Annotated in this window: 12 protein-coding genes; 8 read left to right on the top strand and 4 right to left on the bottom strand. The window is 72.7% G+C overall.

Annotation, left to right across the window (positions count from 1 at the left end):
• Window positions 1–134 precede the first annotated feature (134 nt).
• Window positions 135–698, bottom strand: a complete 564-nt coding sequence (locus KYY02_RS08525) for a hypothetical protein (protein WP_371237011.1) — start codon at window positions 696–698, stop codon at window positions 135–137.
• Window positions 699–1,340: 642 nt separating this feature from the next.
• Window positions 1,341–2,063 (bottom strand): TioE family transcriptional regulator, encoded by a 723-nt coding sequence (locus tag KYY02_RS08520; protein ID WP_371237010.1) that lies wholly within the window; start codon window positions 2,061–2,063, stop codon window positions 1,341–1,343.
• A gap of 58 nt (window positions 2,064–2,121) precedes the next feature.
• On the opposite strand from KYY02_RS08520, the gene KYY02_RS08515 reads away from it, so the two are divergent.
• Genes KYY02_RS08515 through KYY02_RS08505 form a run of 3 tightly spaced genes read left to right on the top strand, consistent with a single transcriptional unit; the run spans window position 2,122 to window position 4,248 of the window.
• Window positions 2,122–3,327: an erythromycin esterase family protein gene (locus KYY02_RS08515; protein ID WP_371237008.1), complete on the top strand. Its 1,206-nt coding sequence runs from the start codon at window positions 2,122–2,124 to the stop codon at window positions 3,325–3,327.
• Between the two features lie 40 nt (window positions 3,328–3,367).
• On the top strand, window positions 3,368–3,841 hold the full coding sequence (locus KYY02_RS08510; RefSeq protein WP_371237007.1) for a hypothetical protein: 474 nt from the start codon (window positions 3,368–3,370) through the stop codon (window positions 3,839–3,841).
• Window positions 3,838–4,248, top strand: a complete 411-nt coding sequence (locus KYY02_RS08505) for a hypothetical protein (protein ID WP_371237006.1) — start codon at window positions 3,838–3,840, stop codon at window positions 4,246–4,248. Before KYY02_RS08510 ends, KYY02_RS08505 begins: the two co-directional genes overlap by 4 nt.
• 747 nt (window positions 4,249–4,995) lie before the next feature.
• On the opposite strand, the gene KYY02_RS08500 is transcribed toward KYY02_RS08505, so the two are convergent.
• Window positions 4,996–7,773: a glycosyl hydrolase gene (locus tag KYY02_RS08500; protein WP_371237005.1), complete on the bottom strand. Its 2,778-nt coding sequence runs from the start codon at window positions 7,771–7,773 to the stop codon at window positions 4,996–4,998.
• Window positions 7,774–8,186: 413 nt separating this feature from the next.
• Here KYY02_RS08500 and KYY02_RS08495 point away from each other — a divergent pair, with 413 nt between their 5' ends.
• The 4 genes from KYY02_RS08495 (at window position 8,187) to KYY02_RS08480 (ending at window position 14,781) form a co-directional block, all read left to right on the top strand.
• On the top strand, window positions 8,187–9,107 hold the full coding sequence (locus KYY02_RS08495) for a hypothetical protein (RefSeq protein WP_371237004.1): 921 nt from the start codon (window positions 8,187–8,189) through the stop codon (window positions 9,105–9,107).
• A 111-nt stretch (window positions 9,108–9,218) separates the two neighbouring features.
• On the top strand, window positions 9,219–9,668 hold the full coding sequence (locus KYY02_RS08490) for a peptidase inhibitor family I36 protein (RefSeq protein WP_371237002.1): 450 nt from the start codon (window positions 9,219–9,221) through the stop codon (window positions 9,666–9,668).
• Between the two features lie 169 nt (window positions 9,669–9,837).
• Window positions 9,838–13,743 carry an nSTAND1 domain-containing NTPase gene (locus KYY02_RS08485; protein WP_371237001.1) on the top strand — a complete coding sequence of 1,302 codons (3,906 nt, stop codon included), beginning with the start codon at window positions 9,838–9,840 and terminating at the stop codon, window positions 13,741–13,743.
• Window positions 13,744–13,896: 153 nt separating this feature from the next.
• On the top strand, window positions 13,897–14,781 hold the full coding sequence (locus KYY02_RS08480; RefSeq protein WP_371237000.1) for a C40 family peptidase: 885 nt from the start codon (window positions 13,897–13,899) through the stop codon (window positions 14,779–14,781).
• A gap of 199 nt (window positions 14,782–14,980) precedes the next feature.
• Here KYY02_RS08480 and KYY02_RS08475 read toward each other — a convergent pair whose 3' ends face one another.
• Window positions 14,981–15,487: a hypothetical protein gene (locus tag KYY02_RS08475; protein ID WP_371236998.1), complete on the bottom strand. Its 507-nt coding sequence runs from the start codon at window positions 15,485–15,487 to the stop codon at window positions 14,981–14,983.
• A gap of 1,005 nt (window positions 15,488–16,492) precedes the next feature.
• Between KYY02_RS08475 and KYY02_RS08470 the strand changes: the two genes are divergently transcribed.
• Complete coding sequence (locus tag KYY02_RS08470) at window positions 16,493–18,379, top strand: DNA/RNA helicase domain-containing protein (protein ID WP_371236996.1); 1,887 nt, start codon at window positions 16,493–16,495, stop codon at window positions 18,377–18,379.
• Window positions 18,380–18,507: the final 128 nt, after the last annotated feature.

Raw genomic sequence — 18,507 nt, 5'->3', positions numbered from 1 at the left:
GCCGGTTCATTCCTCGGAACGGCGGCGTGCGATTGTCCTGCCGGTACCGCGCACCATGCGCTTTCCGCGTCCATGTCCGCCGGACGTCACGAGCCCTGCCGCCGGAGCGCGTCGTGCCCGCGTGCGGGCCGCGATCAGTTGCAGCTCCCGACCGTCTGGGTGCGGTCGACGAGGACGTTGCCGTTGGACGCCTCCATGTAGGAGTAGACCGTCCCGCAGTAACCTCGCTTCTGGTAGACGGGGCCGGCGTAGGAGCCGAAGGCGCCGAAGTCCTCGTCGGGGGCGTCAGCGGTGTAATTGGATCGCAGACGCACGCCCATGTACTTCGTGTAGCCGCTGTCGTTGAAGAACACGGCGCAGATCGGCCTGTCGTAGTACCCGGCCCCGGAAGTGCCGTCGGTCCATGTGTACGTGGTGCCGTAGCCGTCGTGGCGCCACGCTCCGGTGGAGATGGTGTAGCCGGATCCGCACACGTTCGCGGCGGCGACGGCGGCCGGCGCGTCGGCCTCGATGATCCGTCTCGTGTCGCTCGACGCCTTCTCGTCGACCTGAACGCCCTTGATGTCGACGGTCGCGGGCGTCGTGCTCGTCTGCTTCGTCCGTGCGGAGGTGTGCTCGGCCGCGGAGGAGGCGGGTGCGGCAGCCATGAGGCCCAGGGCGGCGGCAGCCGCAACGCCGATGCGTATCACTGTCTTCACTCGCGCTCCTTGTCAGGGATTCCCGCCGGGGTCTTCGACCCGCGTCACTGCAAAACTTGGTGCAAGGGTTTCGATGGAAGGCTCATGTCTTGAGAGGTGATGTCACCCGAGAACACTGTGGTCGCCATGACCATAGATCAATTGCAATGCCGGGGGAAGGGGTGCGAGTTGAGAGGCTGGGCGACGGGACGGCGTCGTCGCCGAGCGTTTTTCGGAGACTTCCAATTTTCTCTCTTTGTGAGTCCGTCGCGCACTTTGCCGTCTTTCCCGTGTATTCAATCGGCTACTTCCGGCCAATCGTCCGTGCGGCCGTGGACCGGCCCCGCATCGTCCGGAACTCCGGTCCGGGGGCGGAAAACCAGGCGCTCGAGCGGGCGTGGAGCCGTCACTGTCGCAGTGCACGCCCGCGGCATGCCGACGAGCTCCGGCCACACCGGGCGAAGGGGCGGCGCACGGAGGTCACCGCCGCGGCGCGAGCGGAGAGCGAGGACCCCGCGCTGTGACCCTGCTCACCTCGACCGGCGTGGTACCCCAGGCCGTCGCCGGCCCGGTCGGACTCGCCGCGTGTTCCGTTGAGGCCGGCCCTCGCCGAACCACCCGCGCCCACGGGGTACGAGTCGGACACCGGGACGCCGAGGGTCCTCACGTGCGCGCGCGCAGGTACGCCTCCAGCTCCGCCGCCCCGGTCAGCATCGCGCGTGAGCGGGCGGACAGCCGGCCCCGCCAGTCGCGCAGCGCGCCTTCCAGGGGCTCCAGCCCGCCCGCCGTCCGCACCCGCTGGATCAGGGGCGCGATCTGCTCCAGCAGGTAGCCGCCACGCCTGAGTTGGTGCACCAGGCGGGCGTCGCGCACGTCGGACTCGTCGTAGACCCGGTACCCGGTCACCGGATCCCGGCGCGGGCGCACGAGCCCGGCCTCCTCCCACTTGCGCAGGGTCGCCGGCCGGACGCCGAGCTCCTCGGCCAGCGGCCCGATGAACGTACGGCGAGGCCGGGACGCCGCGGTGCCCGCGTGGGGTGCGAGGTCGCGGAGGGCGCCCTCCACGGCCTGGAGCGTCTCCCGGTCGCGGAGCAGTTGGGCGTGGCTCCCGTCGATCAGGCGGAACGCCTCGTCGACCGCCCCCTCGTTCACGGCCCGCATGATCGCCGTCGCCGTCGGGTGACCGTGGCCGGGCACCAGGGCGAGGAAGGTGCGCAGAGCCCGCGCGTGCAGCGGGGTGTAGGCGCGATAGCCGGCCGCCGTGCGGTCGGCGGCGGGGAGGATGCCGGCCTCCTCGTAGTTCCTGACCGCCTGGGTGGACAGACCGTGCCGCCGTGCCAGGTCGATCGGCCTGAGCTTCTCACCGTTTTGAAGGTTTCGCCCCACCTGGCGGACGATACCGCGTCCAAGTCTCCACCGAAAGTTCAACGATATCGTTGAAGGCATGGCAACCGACATCACGGACATCGCCCATGCCGTCGAGGCCGCGGCCGTCATAGAGCTGCTTCCGGCCCGCCCGCGCCTCCTCGCCCTGGGCGAGCCCACCCACGGCGAGGGTGTCCTGCTCGGCCTGCGCAACGACCTCTTCCGGCAGCTCGTCGAGCAGGAGGGCTACCGGACGATCGCCGTCGAGAGCGACTGTGTGAGGGCTCTGGTCGTGGACGCCTACGTCACCTCGGGCACGGGCACCCTCGACGAGGTCATGGAGCACGGCTTCAGCCACGGGTGGGGAGCGTTCCCGGGCAACCGCGAACTCGTCCGCTGGATGCGGGCGTACAACCAGGACCGCCCCGAACCGGAGCAGGTCCGCTTCGCCGGTTTCGACGGCCCGCTGGAGATCACCGGAGCCGAGAGCCCGAGGCGCCCCCTCACCGCGCTCCACGACCACCTCGCGGCCCACGTCGACGCGGACCTGCTGCCCTGCACCGCGGAGACCCTCGACCGCCTGCTCGGCCCCGACGAGCCGTGGACGGACCAGAAGGCCATGACGGACCCGTCCCGGTCCGTGGGCCGCTCGGCCGAGGCCCGGGAACTACGGCTGCTCGCCGACGACCTGGTGGCGCTGCTCGACACCCAGGCCCCGCACCTGATCACCGCGACCTCGCGGGACGACCGGGACCGTGCGCGCCTGTACGGCCGCACCGCCACCGGCCTGCTGCGCTACCACTCCTGGATGGCCGACACCTCACCGGCCCGCATGACCCGCCTGCTGGCCACCCGGGACGCGATGATGGCCGGCAACCTCCTCGCCCTCGCCGACCGGGGCCCGGTGTTCGTCCACGCCCACAACAGCCACCTCCAGCGGGACAGGAGCACGATGCGCATGTGGGACCACCCGCTGCTGGAGTGGTGGAGCGCCGGCGCCCTCGTGAGCGCCCGGCTCGGCGAGCGGTACGCCTTCCTGGCCACGGCCCTCGGCACGCTCCGGCACCACGGGGTGGACACCCCGCCCCCGGACACCCTCGAGGGACTCCTGCACACCCTCCCCGAGGACCGCTGCGTCGTCGACGCCCCCCGACTGGCCACCGCCCTCGCCGACAAGCGCCCCGCTCCCCGCGTGTCCCCGTACTTCGGCTACGCCCCACTCGACCCGGCCCACCTGACCCGGACCGACGGGGTCGTGTACGTCAGGGACGTCCCGCGGGACTAGGGTCTTCGTGACACGGGGGCTCGAAGGGGGAGTGACGGGCGTGCTGTTGGGCCTGGGTCTGTCCGCGGTCTGCGCCGTCGGCGCGCTCGTCGCCGCGGCGGGAGTCGTCGCGATGGCGTTCCCCGGCCGGCCCCGGCCCTGGGCGACGCGTCTGCTGTGCCGTGCGGCGGCAACGGCCGCGTGGGCGGCCGCGGCCGTCTACTCCCTGGGGCTCTTCTCCGTCCTGGCGTCGGAACAGGCGTTCGGCGACGGCGCGGACTCGATCCCCGCCCCGGCCTGCCGCGACGGCTTCGACGCCGGGACGAGACAGGGCCTGTCCCACCACCGGTCCTCGTACCTGCCGCTCCGCTTCGACTGCGTCCGCGACGACGGCAGCGTCTACTCCAGCGATCCCGACTACGTGTGGATGAACCGGGCGTCCGCGTCCCTCGCCCTGACCGCCGCCCTGCTCGCCGTCGGCGCGGGCCACGCATCCGGGGTCCGTGCCCGGAAGAAGACCGCGGTGGTGTCATGACACTGCTCCCGGTCTTCGTCGGGCTCGTGGTCGGCTGGGTCGCGCTGCGCGGGCTGCTGGCCCATCCGCTGCTGCCGCTGTGGGTGCGGACCGCGGTGTTCTGGTCGGTGCCGCTCGGCGCCGTCACCTGGTTCGTGATCATGACGGCGGACGACGCCTTCCTGTTCCCGGAGACCGCCCCCTGCCCCGGGGAGCCGATGCGCGAGGGTGTCCTCGGGGACGGGGAGGTCCGGGGAGTCTCCACTCCGTTCCCGCCGCGGGCCTACTGCCGGTGGGAGGACGGCACCGTCTACGACCTCGCGCCCGGCGCCGAGTTCCTGTTCTGGGTCTTCTTCGCCCTGACGGCCGTACCGCTCGCGGCGGGGCTGTGGCACGCGCTGCGGGAACCGAAGTCGCTGCTGAAGTAGGCGTGTCGTCCCACGGTGGCGTGTACGCGCCAGAGCGTGCGGCGGCGGTCGGCCCCGCCGCGCGCCCTTGACCGCCCGGCCCCGCCACGGGCAGCACACGGCGGCCGGGTCCTCCCAGTACCGCCACGGCAGGGCGCCCGCGTACCCGTCGACCAGCCGGAACTGCGGCAACGCCGCCTCGTGGCGGCCCTGCCGGGTCAGGAAGTACGCCAGCAGGCGCCGTACGGCCGCCGTGCCCGGCGGTCCGGCGGAGCCGCGGCCACGTCCGCCAGAGCCGCGTCGACCACGGCGAGCAGATACGGCGCCCGGAAGTCGGCCCCCTCCGCGTCGTCGTCACGGTGCTCGTACCACGCGATCAGCGGCAGCGCCCCGAGCAGGCTGCCGCGCGGAGCCCCGGCCGCCGTCTCCCACGCGGCCGGCCAACTGCCCGGCCGCGCGGTCCTGTGCGAACCGAGCGCGTCGGCGTGGACAGCCGACGGGCACCAGCGATCCGCTGTCCGGGTACAGACAGGGCGGCCTGAATGCCAGGGTGTGCGACGTGACCGGCATTGATACGCGCATCAGGTACGACAGCAACCGCACACCGTCGCTCCCGTCATGACGTCGGTCAGGTGGTGCGCGCCTGCCGGGACAATCGGCCGATGACACCCCGGACCGGACCGGCCGAGCGACGGGACGCGGGTGCCGGCCATGCCGGTGCGGTGGGCACCGGCCGGACACCGATGCCCACCGCCGCCCTTCGCCGGTTCAGCTGTACGGGATCACCAGCACGGACTTGTCCGTGCCCGTCTGGAGCTTCGAGGCGCCGTTGCCGATGGCGCTCCACACCTCGAGGCGTACGGTGCCGCCCTTGAGGTCGCCCGGTGTGCCGGTGGCCGCCCTGAGGCCGCGCGCCTGCGTGTACTCCTCCCATCCGGTGACCGGGTCGGTCGCGAAGTAGTGGTACGTCTCGGTCCGGTCGAAGCTGCCGTCGCCGGTGAGGTCGTAGCTGATCCGGGCCTGCTGGCCCAGCCCGACCGCGGTGCCCGCGTCCACCTGGAGCCGGAAGGCGGTCTGCGCGCCCGGGGTGAGCGTGCCGTTGACACCGCGGGCCTCGTAGACGAGGGGCTGGTGCGGGGTGCCGTCGTGGTTGGCGCCGCCGGCGGAGGCGATGGTGTCGCTGCCCGCCGTGCCGCCGGTCGCCGTGGTCAGGGCGCCGCCGCTGCGCAGCCGGAAGGTGTCGCCGGTCGGCGGCTCCGGGCCGGGGTCGGGCTCCCCCGAACCGGTTCCGGTGCCGGTCGCGGTGGAACGGGCCGGTACGGAGAGGGTCTTGCCGTCGGAGAAGGTCACGGTGCGGGCCGTCGGTCCGTGGTTGTGGGCCGCGTAGGTCCGGGTCGTCCCCTTGGTGAAGACGGCGGAGGTGGGGATGTCGCCGGTCACGGTGGCGTCCGGGGCGCCGAGGGTGTCGAGGGTGGTGAGCCAGTGGTAGGTGTGCGCCTTCGACTCACCCTCCTCCGGGGTGTAGCCGGCGTGGCCCGCGTCCCACTTCGCCTTGGCCGTGCCCGGGTCGGCGAAGGACTGGAACTCCCAGAGCAGGTCGCGCCATTCGACGGCCGGGCCGCCGTTCTCCCGCTCCATCTCGGCGATGTTGCGCCGGATCGCGGCCTTCTCACCGCCGAGGTGAAGCGATCCGCCGGTCACGGGCAGGACGTTGATGCCGTGGATCTCCTCGGGGTTGGCGGTCCACCAGGTGGCGTAGGCCGCGCCGCTGCCCCACACCATGCCGGCCGTGTCGTGGCCGAACGAGGACGGGAAGACCTGCTCGTCGGCGTCGAACCAGTACTGGGCGATCGACTCCGACTCGGTGGTCAGCAGGAAGGTGCCGAGGTCGCGCAGCGAGGTGTCGCCGGTGGCGGAGCCCCACAGGACGAGGGCCGCGCTGAGGTTGGTGGACTCGGAGGAGGACTCCTGGTTGTTGCCGGCGGCGAAGCCCTGGTGACCGGAGGCCCAGCCGTGGCCCGCGTAGACGTCGAAGCCGCGCAGGAAGGGGAAGGCGGTGTCGGTGCGGCTGGGGTTGGCGGTGTCCCGTACGAGGGTCTCGACCATGCCGCCCCAGGCGGAGTCGGCGGCCCACGCCGGGTCGTACTGGGCGACGATCGCCGCCGCGTAGACGTAGTAGCCGTAGTGGAAGTGGTGGTCGTTCAGTTCGGTGTCGCTGCCGTAGGAGGCGGGGTAGCCGGTGAGGGTCCTCCAGTCCCTGTCGTAGCTGAACCCGTTGGCGCCTCCGGCCGTGAACCAGTCCTGGAGCCTGCCCTTCATCAGGCCGAGCAGCCGGTCGCGGACGGCGGTCTCGCCGATCTGGTCGGCCACCGGGACGAGCTGGGCGAGGCGGCCGAGGGCCTTGCCGGTCCAGTAGGTGTCGGCGGCTCCGGAGAAGGGGTCGGAGGCGTTCACGACCTCGTTCAGGTAACCGCGCAGCCGGGCGGCGTCCACGCCGTTCGACCTGGGCAGCGCGGGCAGCACCGCCGCCGCCTTCTGACGCGTGGTGAAGGAGGCCGACTCGCGGACCTTCATGGCGCCGCGCGGGGAGACGTAGGTGTAGGAGGTCAGGGGATCCGTGGTGTTCAGCCACTGGTGGCGGTAGAGGGCCTGGAGCGTGCCCCGCTCGGTGCCTTCCTTCGCCTCGGTGGTGAGCGTGTAGGTGGCCCCGACGGTGCCCCCGGTGTAGCTCCAGGTCACCTTGGAGCCGGTGACGAAGCTGTAGGCGTACTTCTTGAACGTCGCCAGCGCGCCGGTGGACGGCAGCACGGCGACGGAGAAGTAGTCCCTGGAGCCGAGGCCCGCGGTGACGGTGGATCCGGCGACGTTCCAGTCGCTGCCGGTCGGCGCGAAGAGGGCGTAGTGGTGCCCGGCGACGGTGATGCCGAGGACGTTGCCCTGGTCGGCGAAGACGGCGGGCGCGCCGGCGGTGGTGATCTGGGCGTCGCCGCCGGAGCCCTTGGCGTACACGAACGGGGAGCCGTGGCCGATGGTGGTGCGCAGGGTGCGGGCGCCGTCGGACCAGTAGGGGGTGACCGTCCAGTCGGACCAGTCGTCGGCCTTGGTGTCGGGGGAGTTGAGGCCGGTCAGTCCGATGGTGAGGTCGCGCTTGTGGGCGTACTCGTACTGGCGGCCGTCGCCGGTGATCGCGGGGGTCGTCGGGTAGCCGACGTCGAGGCCGCCGGCCGTGGCCTGGTAGGTGAGGGGGTGTCCGTACATGGGGGTCGAGTACGGGTTGTCGCCGTAGCGCTGGAAGGCCAGGGAGGACCACCAGTCGTTGGTGGGCACGGGCCGGTCCTTGGCGGCCGCGGTCACCTTGGGGGTGACCGGCGTTCCCGTGTTGGTGGTGGGGCCCGACGTGCCGGGAGGCCGGGTGTCGGAGTAACTGCCGGAGCCTACGGGGACGGTGGCGGCGGCCGCCGGTGCGGCGGCCGGGCCCAGGCCGACGGCGGCGAGGGCTGAGGCCAGCAGCAGAACGGTCGCCGGCCTGGTGCGTGGGGATGGCATGCGTCACCTCGGGTCGTGACAGGGGGAGACTCTGAGAGCGCTCTCAGATGGCCGGAACGTAAAGCCCATGTAATGCACGTGTCAATGCGTTGAACGCAGTGGGCACGTGCCGGACCCGTGATCCGCCATGTCTTCACGTCCCGCCGGGGGCGGCGCGGGCGGGCGGCGCGGACCGCGTGTCGTACGGGCGGCTTCCGCACCGGCGCCTCCGTGTGGGCGGGACGAGAGGGCCGCCCACACGGACGCACGGCTTCCCACCGGGGCCGCCGTGTTGCCTCCCACCCCACGTTCCCCCTGCTCGCACCTTGTTTCCCGGCCTGCCGTCCGGCGGGCAACGGGAAACCCGTCGACCCCTGCCGGCAACGGGGCGACTCTGGATCCGTCAGCGAGCGGCAGCGAAGGGGGGCGGGGCCATGAGGCGTGTGCTCGTGTCCTTGTGCGCGGTCGTGGCGGCCGTCACGGCCGGATGCGCCGACGGCGGTGACGGAGACGACGGCCGGGCACGACAGGATCCGCGTCCGCGCCCCCCGGCACTGACCTGGCAACAGGAACTGCGCGTCGCCGACGCACAACAACGCCTGACCAAGCAGTGCATGAACCGCCAGGGCTTCACCTACTGGGAGGACCGCGGCCTGACGCTCCGGGAGAGCCGCCCGGTGCGCTACGTGCAGGACGACGTGGCCTGGGCCCGTACGCACGGGTACGGCGGCCGGATCGAGGCGAAGAGCCTGCGCGTCCACGAACGCAACCCCAACGGAACCTACCGCCAGAGCCTCTCCCCGTCCCGGCGCGCCGCCTTCGACGCCGCGCTCGACGGCGGCGACGGCGCCCGCATGCTCACGGCGTCGCTGCCGGGCGGCGGACAGACGCGCAAACGCGTCGGCGGCTGCACGGAGGAGGCCGAGCGCGCGCTCTACGGCGACCCGGCCGAGTGGTACCGCACCGGAAAGATCGCCACCGGCCTCAACGCCCTGTACGGCGATGAGCTGATGAAGGACCGTCACCTGACCGCGGCGGTGCGGGCCTGGTCCCGGTGCATGAAGAGGGCGGGCCGGCCCCACGAGGACCCCCAGGCCGCCCGCGACGCCGTCCGGGCCAACACCGCCCGGCTGGGCGCGGCCCGCGCCGACGAGGCGTTCGCCGCCGAGCGGAGGACCGCCGTCGCCGATGCGACCTGCGCCCGCGAGACCTCCCTGCGCGCCGTGGCCACGGCGCGGGAGACGTACTACCTGGACCGCCTGCGCGACCGGTTCGGCAAGGACATCGACACCTACCGGCACCTCGGTCGGCGGGCCTACGACCGGGCGGTGCGCATCGTCCCGGAGCGAGGCTGACCACCTCCCGCTCCCGGGCGGGCCCCGCCCCCGGTGAGGGCACGCCGGGCCACCGGCCCGGTGCGCCGGCGCCGGCGCACCACACCATCAGAGGAAACGAGGGGAAACAGCATGCGCAAGTTCACCGTCACGGCCGCCCTGCTCGGGCTCACCGCCCTGGGCGTCGTCGTACCCGCCACCACCTCGCAGGCGGCCGGGAGCACCGTCGCCGGACCCGGCTGCGACAGCAAGTGGGGGCCGCGCAACGGCTACATGTACGCCTGGGAGAACCTGGACTGCTCGGGCGCCCTGCTGATCAGTACCGCGGGCAACAGCAGCTGGTGGGGCGGCTCGCAGGACCGGGCGACGTCCGTCATGAACCGCGGCTACACCGGCGGCCTCGACCACGTCGCGTTCTACGAGCACGCCAGCCACGGCGGCGGCCACGCCTGCCTCGCACCGGGCGAGCTCTACGCCGACAACCTGACCGACAACCGGCTCACCGGCGGTGTCAGCGCGAACGACACCATCTCCTCGCACAGGTGGGTGGCCCGCAGCGCCTGCGGGACCTTCCTGACCTGATCCGACCGACCCGACCCGTCCGTGCGGCGGGGAACGAACGTCCGGAACCGCCCCATGGTTCCGGATGTTCGTGTTTTCGCCACTCCGAGTGAAAGGTTCGGCTGTCCTCACCACTCCGGCAGTAGCCTGGGATTCCACCGTCTCACGGCCGCACCGCATGGGGGACTCCGTGGGAGATCCGCAGCACGGGCATGAAGCCGACCAGGGGAACGAGCGGGATCGGGACGCGTCGGCCACGTCCTCCTTCCCCGCGGAACTAAGACGACTCAGACGGGCGCGCGGCCTGTCGCTGGCCGACCTGGCGCGGCGGACGCACTACAGCAAGGGCTACCTCAGCAAGATCGAGACCGGCGCGAAACGGGCGACCGCCGACATCGCCCGTATCTGTGACCGAGTCCTGGACGCCGAGGGGGAGTTGCTCAGGCTCGTACAGAAGGGGCCGCCCGCCGGCAGTGGGAGCGGCGCCGAGCCCGCCGCTCCCGAACGGCAGTCCGACGGGGCGTGTCCCTACCGCGGCCTGTCGGCGTTCACCCCGCAGGACGCGGACTGGTTCTTCGGCCGGGAGCGTGCGACGGCCGCACTGGTGGAACGGGTCTTCGAACGAGTGGGAAGCGGTCCGCTGATACTCGTCGCCCCCTCGGGCGCGGGCAAGTCGTCCCTGCTCAACGCCGGACTTGTGCCCGCCCTGCGGCGCGGCGACCTGCCCATGCCGGGCGCCGACCGGTGGCCGGTGGTGGCGTTCACCCCCACCTCACGACCCCTGGACGAACTCCTGGAACGCACCGCGAAAGCGGTGGGCGGGGACCTCGCCGTCACCGTCGAGGAGGTGCGCGAGAATCCCGACGCGGTGCTGGACGCCGTACGCGCGATGGCGGACGACCCGCCGGCGCCGCCCGAGGAGCGCCGGCCCCCGCCCTGCCGGCCGGTGCTGATCGTCGACCAGTTCGAGGAGCTCTTCACCCTCTGCGCGGACGAGGACGAGCGGCGCTCCTTCGTCCGGGTGCTCTGCGGGCTGGCGGCCCCCCGGCCGGAGGAGAGCGCACACGGTTCCGCCGTCGTGGTGCTCGGCGTCCGGGCCGACTTCACCGGCCACTGCCTGGACCTCCCCGAACTGGCCCCGGTCCTCACCGACGGACTGTTCGTGCTGCCGCCCATGTCCGTGGCGGAGCTGCGGGAGTCCATCACCCGGCCGGCGCAGCTCGCCGGACTGACCCTCCAGCCGGGCCTGGTGCCCCTGCTCCTGCGTGACGCGGGGCTGCGCGACGAGCAGGGCGGCCCACCGCCGGGCAGCGGGGCGGACGCCGGTGCCGGCGCCGACGCGACGCCCTCCGGCGTCCTCCCCCTCGTCTCCCACGCCCTGCTGGCCACCTGGCAGCGGCGCGAGGGATCCGTGCTGACCGTCGCCGGATACGAGCGGGCCGGCGGGATCCGGGGCGCGATCGCGCGGACCGCCGAGAACGTCTTCGCCCGGCTGTACCCGGCCGAGCAGAGGACGATCCGCCGCGTCCTGTCCCGTCTGGTGTACGTCGCGGACGGCGGCGGGACGACCCGCCGCCGGACGAGCGGGGCCGGCCTGATGGAGCAGTTCGCCGACGCGGACGGCGCGGCCGCCGCGCTCGACGCCTTCGTCCGGGCCCGGCTGATCACCATGGACAGCGACACCGTCGAGATCACCCACGAGGCCCTGCTGCACGCCTGGCCACGGCTGCGGGACTGGATCCACGCCGACCGCGCCGGACTGCTCCTGCACCAGCAACTCGCGCACGCCGCCGCCGAATGGGAGCGTGAAGGCCGTGATCCGTCCGCGCTGTACCGCGGCACCCGGCTGAGCACCGTGCGCTCCTGGGCCGACGAACTGGACGGCTGGGGCCGGCTCGGCCCCGTGGAGGAGACGTTCCTCCGGGCGAGCCTGGCCGAACAGGAAGGCCACGAGAGGCAGGCCAGACGCCAGGTCCGGATCCGGCAGTCGATGCTCGCCACGCTCGTCGTCCTGCTGGGGCTCGCCCTGACCGCCGGAGGCCTCGCCCACCAGCAGCGCGAGAGCGCCCTCCACCAGGAACGCGTCGCGCGTTCCCAGGCGCTCGCCGTGCGGTCCGCGTCGCTCGCCGAAGGCCAGCCGGAGGCGTCGATGCTGCTGGCCGGGGAGGCCTACCGGGCCCACGCCACCACCGAGGCGCGCGGTGCGCTGCTGAGCACGCAGTCCCAGCCCTTCTCCGGCCGGCTGGGCGGTCACCGGGGGCCGGTCAACGCGGTGGTCCTCGCACCGGACGACCGGACCCTGGCGAGCGCCAGTTCCGACGGCACGGTGACCCTGCGACGGGTGTCGGACCGCCGTACGACCGCCGTGCTCGCCGTCTCCGGCCCCGTCCGCTCGGTCGCCTTCAGCCCCGACGGCCGCACCCTCGCGGCGACGTCGACGCGCGGGCCCGTGAGCCTCTGGGACATCGCCGAGCGCCGCAGGAAGGCCGTGCTCGCCGACGGCACGAAGGGCGCCCGGGCGCTGTCCTTCGACCCCCGCGGACACCGGCTCGCCGTCGCGACCGCGCGGGGGCCGGTCCAGGTGTGGGACACCGCGCGCACGCCCCGCCTCACCGCCTCCCTCGACGGGCACGAGGGGGCGGTCAACGCCCTGGACCACTCCCGCGACGGGCGGACCCTGGTCTCCGCCGGAGCCGACCGGACCGTGCGCCTGTGGGACACCGACCGGGCCCGGCCCCTCGACGTGCTCGAGGGGCACACCGACGAGGTGCTGGGCGCGGCGTTCTCCCCGGACGGCCGGGAGGTGGCCTCCGGCGGCGTCGACCGGACCGTACGGCTGTGGGACGTGCGCGGCGGCCGGCTCGACGCGACGCTGTCCGGCAGCAACGACGACATCAACGCCGTCGCGTACACGCACGAGGGCGCCACGGTCGTCGGCGCGGTCGGCGACGGGACGACCAGGCTGTGGGACGTCCGCAGCCGCCGGCAGACCGCCGTGCTCGCCGGCCACACCGACTACGTGATGGGGGCGGCCGTGACCTCCGACGGCACCCTGCTCGCCACGGCCGGTTTCGACCGGTCCGTGGTCCTGTGGGACCTCGGCGGCCCGGTGCTGAGGGCCCGTCCGTTCACGGAGGTCTGGCAGGCCCGGTACAGCCCCGACGGACGGCTGCTGGCCACGGCCGACGCCGACCACACGGTACGCCTGTGGGAGGTGGGCCGGCGCCGGCTCCTGGCGACGCTGCGGGGACACACCGGGGCCGTCTTCTCGGTGTCCTTCGCCCCCGACGGGCGCACCCTGGCGTCGGCGGGCTCCGACGGCACGGTCCGGCTGTGGGACGTGACCGCGCGGGCACCGCTGGCGACCCTGACCGGCCACACCGGGCAGGTCTTCTGCCTCGCCTTCGCCCCCGACGGCCGCAGTCTCGCCTCGGCCGGCGCCGACCGCACGGTGCGCCTGTGGGACGTGGCGCGGCGCGCGCCGCTGGCGACGCTCACCGGCCACCGGGACTTCGCCAACGGCGTCGTCTTCAGCCCCGACGGCCGCATCCTGGCCAGCGCCGCCGACGACCTGACCGTACGGCTCTGGGACGTCTCCTCGCGCCGCCCGCTCGGCACGTTGAAGGGCCACACCGGCGCGGTGCGCGGCGTGGCCTTCACCCCGGACGGGCGCACCCTGGCCAGCAGCGGCAACGACGGCACCGTACGGCTGTGGAACGTCCGCGAACGCCGGGCCGAGGCCGTCCTGACCGGCCACACCGGTTCCACCCGGGGCATCGCCTTCGCCCCCGACGGCCGCACGCTCGCCAGCAGCGGCAACGACCGTACGGTGCGCCTGTGGGACGTCGCCGGACGGCGTCCGTGGGCGACGCTGACGGGCCACACCGACGCGGTGTGGAGCGTGACCTTCGCTCCCGGCGGGCGCACGGTGGTCAGCGCCGGCACGGACGGCACCGTACGGCTGTGGGACCTCGATCCCGGGGCCCGGCTGGAGCGGATCTGCCGGCTGCGCGCCGGCGTCGACGCGGACGCGCGCGCGAAGCTCCTGCCCGGTGTCCCCCTCTCCGACGGAGCGCCCTGCCACGGCCGGGGGTGACGGCGACCCACCTGCTCCGAGGGGGTTTCCCGGGCGTTTCCCGTTGCCCGGCGCAGGGAGGCGACACCTGGCTCCTCGACAAGCGCGCGGCGCGGCCAGCAGGCTCCTGAGCGACCACTCCTCCCACCAGCCACAGGAAACGGGGGTCCTGGCATGGTCCGCCGGACCGGTCCCATCCGCACACTGATCGCGTTGCTCGCCCTCCTCCTCTGGGCGCCGGTGACCGCCGCCGCCGCGAACACCCCGGCGCCCGCGCAGCGTACGGCCGCCGACACGTGCGGCGCCCTCGCACCCGGAGCCCCCGCGGCGGCCGAACGCGCGATCGCCGCCGCCTGCGCCGAGGTCGCGGCCGGCACCTGGTACACGTGGGGCGGCGGGCACGGCGCCCGGCCGGGTCCCACGTACGGCCAGGTCGACCCGACCGACCCGGACAGCGAACACGACCCCGAGCGGCTCGGCTTCGACTGCTCGGGCCTGGTCCGCCACGCGTACGCCGAGGCGGCCGGCTCCGACATCCTCAACGGCATCGCCAGTCAGCAGTACTACACGCACCGCGCCGCCGCCCGCTTCACCGCCGCCCAGGGCCTGGCCCCGCTGGTCCCGGGCGACCTGCTCGCCTGGGGCACCTCGCAGGACCTGCACCACATCGCCATCTACCTGGGCGCGGGCAGGATGGTCGAGGCCAAGGAGTCCGGCACCAGGCTGATGGTCAGCGACGTCCGCCTCGACGGCTACTTCGGCGCCGTCCGCGTCGACACCGGGCCGGTCACCGGTCACATCCACCAGACGTGGGGCACCGGCGTGTGGACCAAGACCGCACCCTCCCTCGGCGCCGCCCGCGTCTACGCCTTCCCGTACTCCACCACCATCCGCGTCCGGTGCCAGAAGCACGCCGAATCGGTCACCTCCGACGGCTACACCAACGACGTGTGGTCGTACCTGCCGGACTACAGGGCATGGGTGACCAACATCTACATCAAGGGGGCGGCGTGGCTCGACGGCGTGCCCGACTGCGGGACGGCGCCGCCGACGCCGTGACGCGTCGACGCCGGGGCCGTCCCGAGCCGGCCGCCCGTCGGCGTCCCGGTCGGGCACGCGCCCCGCGCCGTACGGCCGGACCTGCTGCCGGGGCCGGCCGTACGGCATGTCCGGGCAGAGCCGCGGGGGTGCTTCGGGCCCGACGTTCTTCACGAGCGCCGCAACGCGTACGCCTGGTACGACACGGAAGGTCCGGGTTTCATTGGAAGCTGAGCCGGTGCGGGTGTGCGGGATCTGCGGGGCAGACGAAGACGCACATCAGGCCGCGCCCGAGGTATACGCCGGCGGGCACGTTCGCGCCCGGGAGGCGCAGCACGTCGAGGTCCTCCAGCGGAACCCAGTTCAGTGTGCCGCTGTCCCACTCCCGGCCGTGGACGGTCAGCAGGGGCCGCATGCCGGCACCGCAGGAGCAGACGACGGGAGCGGGGTCGGTCAGGTGCCGTGAGGCGAACCCGCCGACCTTCCAGCCCGGTGCGATGGACAGGTCGTGCTGGTACGTGAGCTCGTCCCCCTCCGGTCCACCGCCGCCCATGGCCGCTTCGTACTCCTCGTAGCTGTCGTAGTTTCCGGGGCCGGCGGAGGCGTCCTCCGCGTCGAGGAGTTCCTCTTCCCAGAGTTCGATCCTTTCCCGCAGTTCGGGGTCGAGCAGGCCGACATACTCGTGCTCCACCACCTGTTCGGGGTCGAGTGCGCAAGGATGGGGCACGCGTTCCTTGCGGCCGACGACCACCGGCTCGGAAATGTCCGTCAGCGTCTCCGCCCCATCCTGTGAACGGCGCCATCTCAGAACCACGTCGATCGTGCGATCCGGGCCATGGGCCTCGAACGGGCACCAGAAGACCTGAAGGAGGTCGCAGACGTCGGGACCCGCCAGATCCGGGATGTCACGGGTGTACAACTGGGCGGGGGCCAGCAGCGGAATCGGGTCCTCGTCGCGGATCCCGGAAGCGTGCAGGCCCGGTCAGAGTTCCGCCAGGACCGCACGTTCCGTGTCCGAGGGGACGCGCTGAGGGGCCCGCTGCCACGCCTCGTCGGGAATCCGGCGCTCCGGGCGCACATCGGTCGGCCGGTACCCGCTGCGCTTGTCGTGCCGCACGGTGCATACGGGCCACGACTCGGCGGCGGGCCACAGGAACGGGCCCCCACCGAGCTGTGCCCGGGTTCCGGGGAGCCTGCCGGGGGTGCAGCCGAGTGCTCGTGCGACGGTGTTCCCGGAGCTCGGGGAACAATGCCTCGACATCGACGGGGTGCTCGGGCGTGGTGCGCGTCACTTGGTCCTCCTGCTTTCCGGTCGACGCGGTTGCTCCACACCTGTTCGAACCCCGGAAGCAGGGTTCTCGCGGCTGTGCGTGAAGGTGGAACCGCGATTCCCGAAGGCGGTGAAATCGCCGACGCAGGTCCGTGACGCACTCGCCCGCCACGCCGGCCAGCACCCCCCGGGGTTCCACGAGGAACCGGATCCACCGGAGCGGCGCGCGAGCGTCGCCGCGGCACGGTCGCACGGCTGACGGGGGACACGATCGGGAGGCGGCCGGGAACACCCGATACGGGCCTCGGCCGCCTCGGTGGCCACCAGGACGTCTGTCAGTGCCACAAGGTAATCTCGCGGACGTCGTCAACGCGGCCCGACGGGCTTCCGCTCCACCACGGTGGAGTCTCGAAGGACATGCCCCCACCCGCACGAGTCTTTCGTGCTGCCTGGGGGAAGTCCTTGTTGTTCCGCGCGTCCGCGAAAACGGTCGCCGTCATGGCGCTCGACGGTTCGCTGTTCCTGCACCTCACCGACCAGTTCGTCCACATGCACGGTTACCGGCCCGGCACCTCGGAGGTCCGCTCCTGGGAGCGCAGCATCCCCGTCCTGTCCGCCGCGCTCACCGACGCCGGCCTGGGTGACGTGGAGATGATGCTGGAGTACGCGCTCCCGCTGAACAGCAAGCGCGCCGACGTCGTCCTCGCCGGAGTCCATCCGGCCACGGGGGAGCCGTCGTACGTGGTGGTGGAGCTGAAGCAGTGGAGCCGGGCCCTGCCGCACGAGGACGATCCGACCCTGTGCCACGTCGATGCCTACACCCACCCCGTCCTCAACCCGGTCGAGCAGGTGCACCGCTACTGCGAGTACCTGGTCAACTTCAACGGAGCGGTGGCGGAACACGGCCACCGGGTCAGCGGGGTGGCGTTCCTGCACAACGCCACCGAGTTCGGCGTGACCGGGCTGCGCGAGATCGAGCGGGACGGCCATGGCCTGCTCTTCACCGGTGAGCGCCGCGGCGCCTTCCTCGACCACCTTCGTTCGAGGCTGAGTGACAAGCACCCGGGGGCGCGAGCGGCGGACGAACTGCGCGACGGCGCCACGGTGCCGTCGAGGCAGCTGATGTCCGTGGCCGCCGAAGAGGTGCGGGAACGGACGCAGTTCGTGCTCCTCGACGAGCAGCAGGTCGCGTACCGCATGGTGCTCAACGCGGTGCGGAAGGCGAAGAACGCCGACCGCAAGGAAGTCGTCATCGTCACGGGCGGCCCCGGCACCGGCAAGAGCGTCATCGCCCTCCAACTGCTCGGCGAACTCTACCGACGCGGTGTACCGGCGCTGCACGCCACCGGTTCCCAGTCCTTCACCAAGACGATGCGGAAGATCGCCGGGGCCCGCAAGCGGGAGGTCCAGGACCTCTTCAAGTACTTCAACAGCTTCATGACGGCCGAGAAGAACAGCCTGGGCGCCCTGATCTGCGACGAGGCCCACCGCATCCGGGAAACCTCGGCCAACCGCTACACGCGCGCCGCCCTGCGGACCGGCCGCGCCCAGATCGACGAACTCATCGACGTCGCCTACGTGCCCGTCTTCTTCCTCGACGAGCACCAGGTCGTGCGCCCCGGTGAGATGGGCACCGTGGCCGACATCAAGGAGGCGGCGGCGAAGCGGGGCATTCCCTGCCACGTCGTCCCGCTGGACAGCCAGTTCCGCTGCGGCGGCAGCGACGCCTACCTGCGCTGGGTGGTCCGGTTGCTCGGCCTCGAGGCCGGAGGGCCGGTCGTCTGGGAACCCGACGGCCGCATGCAGCTGCTGGTCGCCGACAGCCCGCAGGAGATGGAGGCGTTCCTCGAGGCCCGCCGCGCCCAGGGGTACGGCGCCCGTATGTCCGCGGGCTACTGCTGGCGCTGGTCCCCGGAACCCAAGCCGGGCGAGCCGCTGCCGCCGGACGTCGTCATCGGCGACTGGGCCCGCCCCTGGAACCTGCGCGGCGACCGCTCCGTCTCCGGCGCGCCCCCGGCCGCCCTGTGGGCCACCGATCCGGCCGGCTTCGGTCAGGTGGGTTGCGTCTACACCGCCCAAGGCTTCGAGTACGACTGGTCCGGCGTCATCGTCGGCCCGGATCTGCTCTGGCGCGGCGACCGGTGGGTCACGGACCGCACCGCCTCCAAGGACCCGGTTTTCAGGAAATCCACGCCGGACACCGACGTGGACCGCTTGATCCGCAACACTTACAAGGTGCTGCTGACCCGCGGCATGGTCGGCACGATCGTCCACTCGACGGACCCCGAGACGCGGGAGAAGCTGCGAGAGCTGGCGGGCGAGGGGACGCGGGAGACGGTGTCGGCCTGACGGATCGGCTCCGGCACACCCGAGTGCTGTCCGGAGCCCGGCGGCGCACTTGAGGTCCCTACTCCACCGCCTCTGCTCATGTCACAAGCAGCCACTAGGATGCGCAGCGGGTCCGGCCATGGGGAACG

The sequence above is a fragment of the Streptomyces pimonensis genome (assembly GCF_041380215.1).
GTDB lineage: Bacteria > Actinomycetota > Actinomycetes > Streptomycetales > Streptomycetaceae > Streptomyces > Streptomyces pimonensis.
This window is presented reverse-complemented; position numbering and strand designations above follow the sequence as displayed.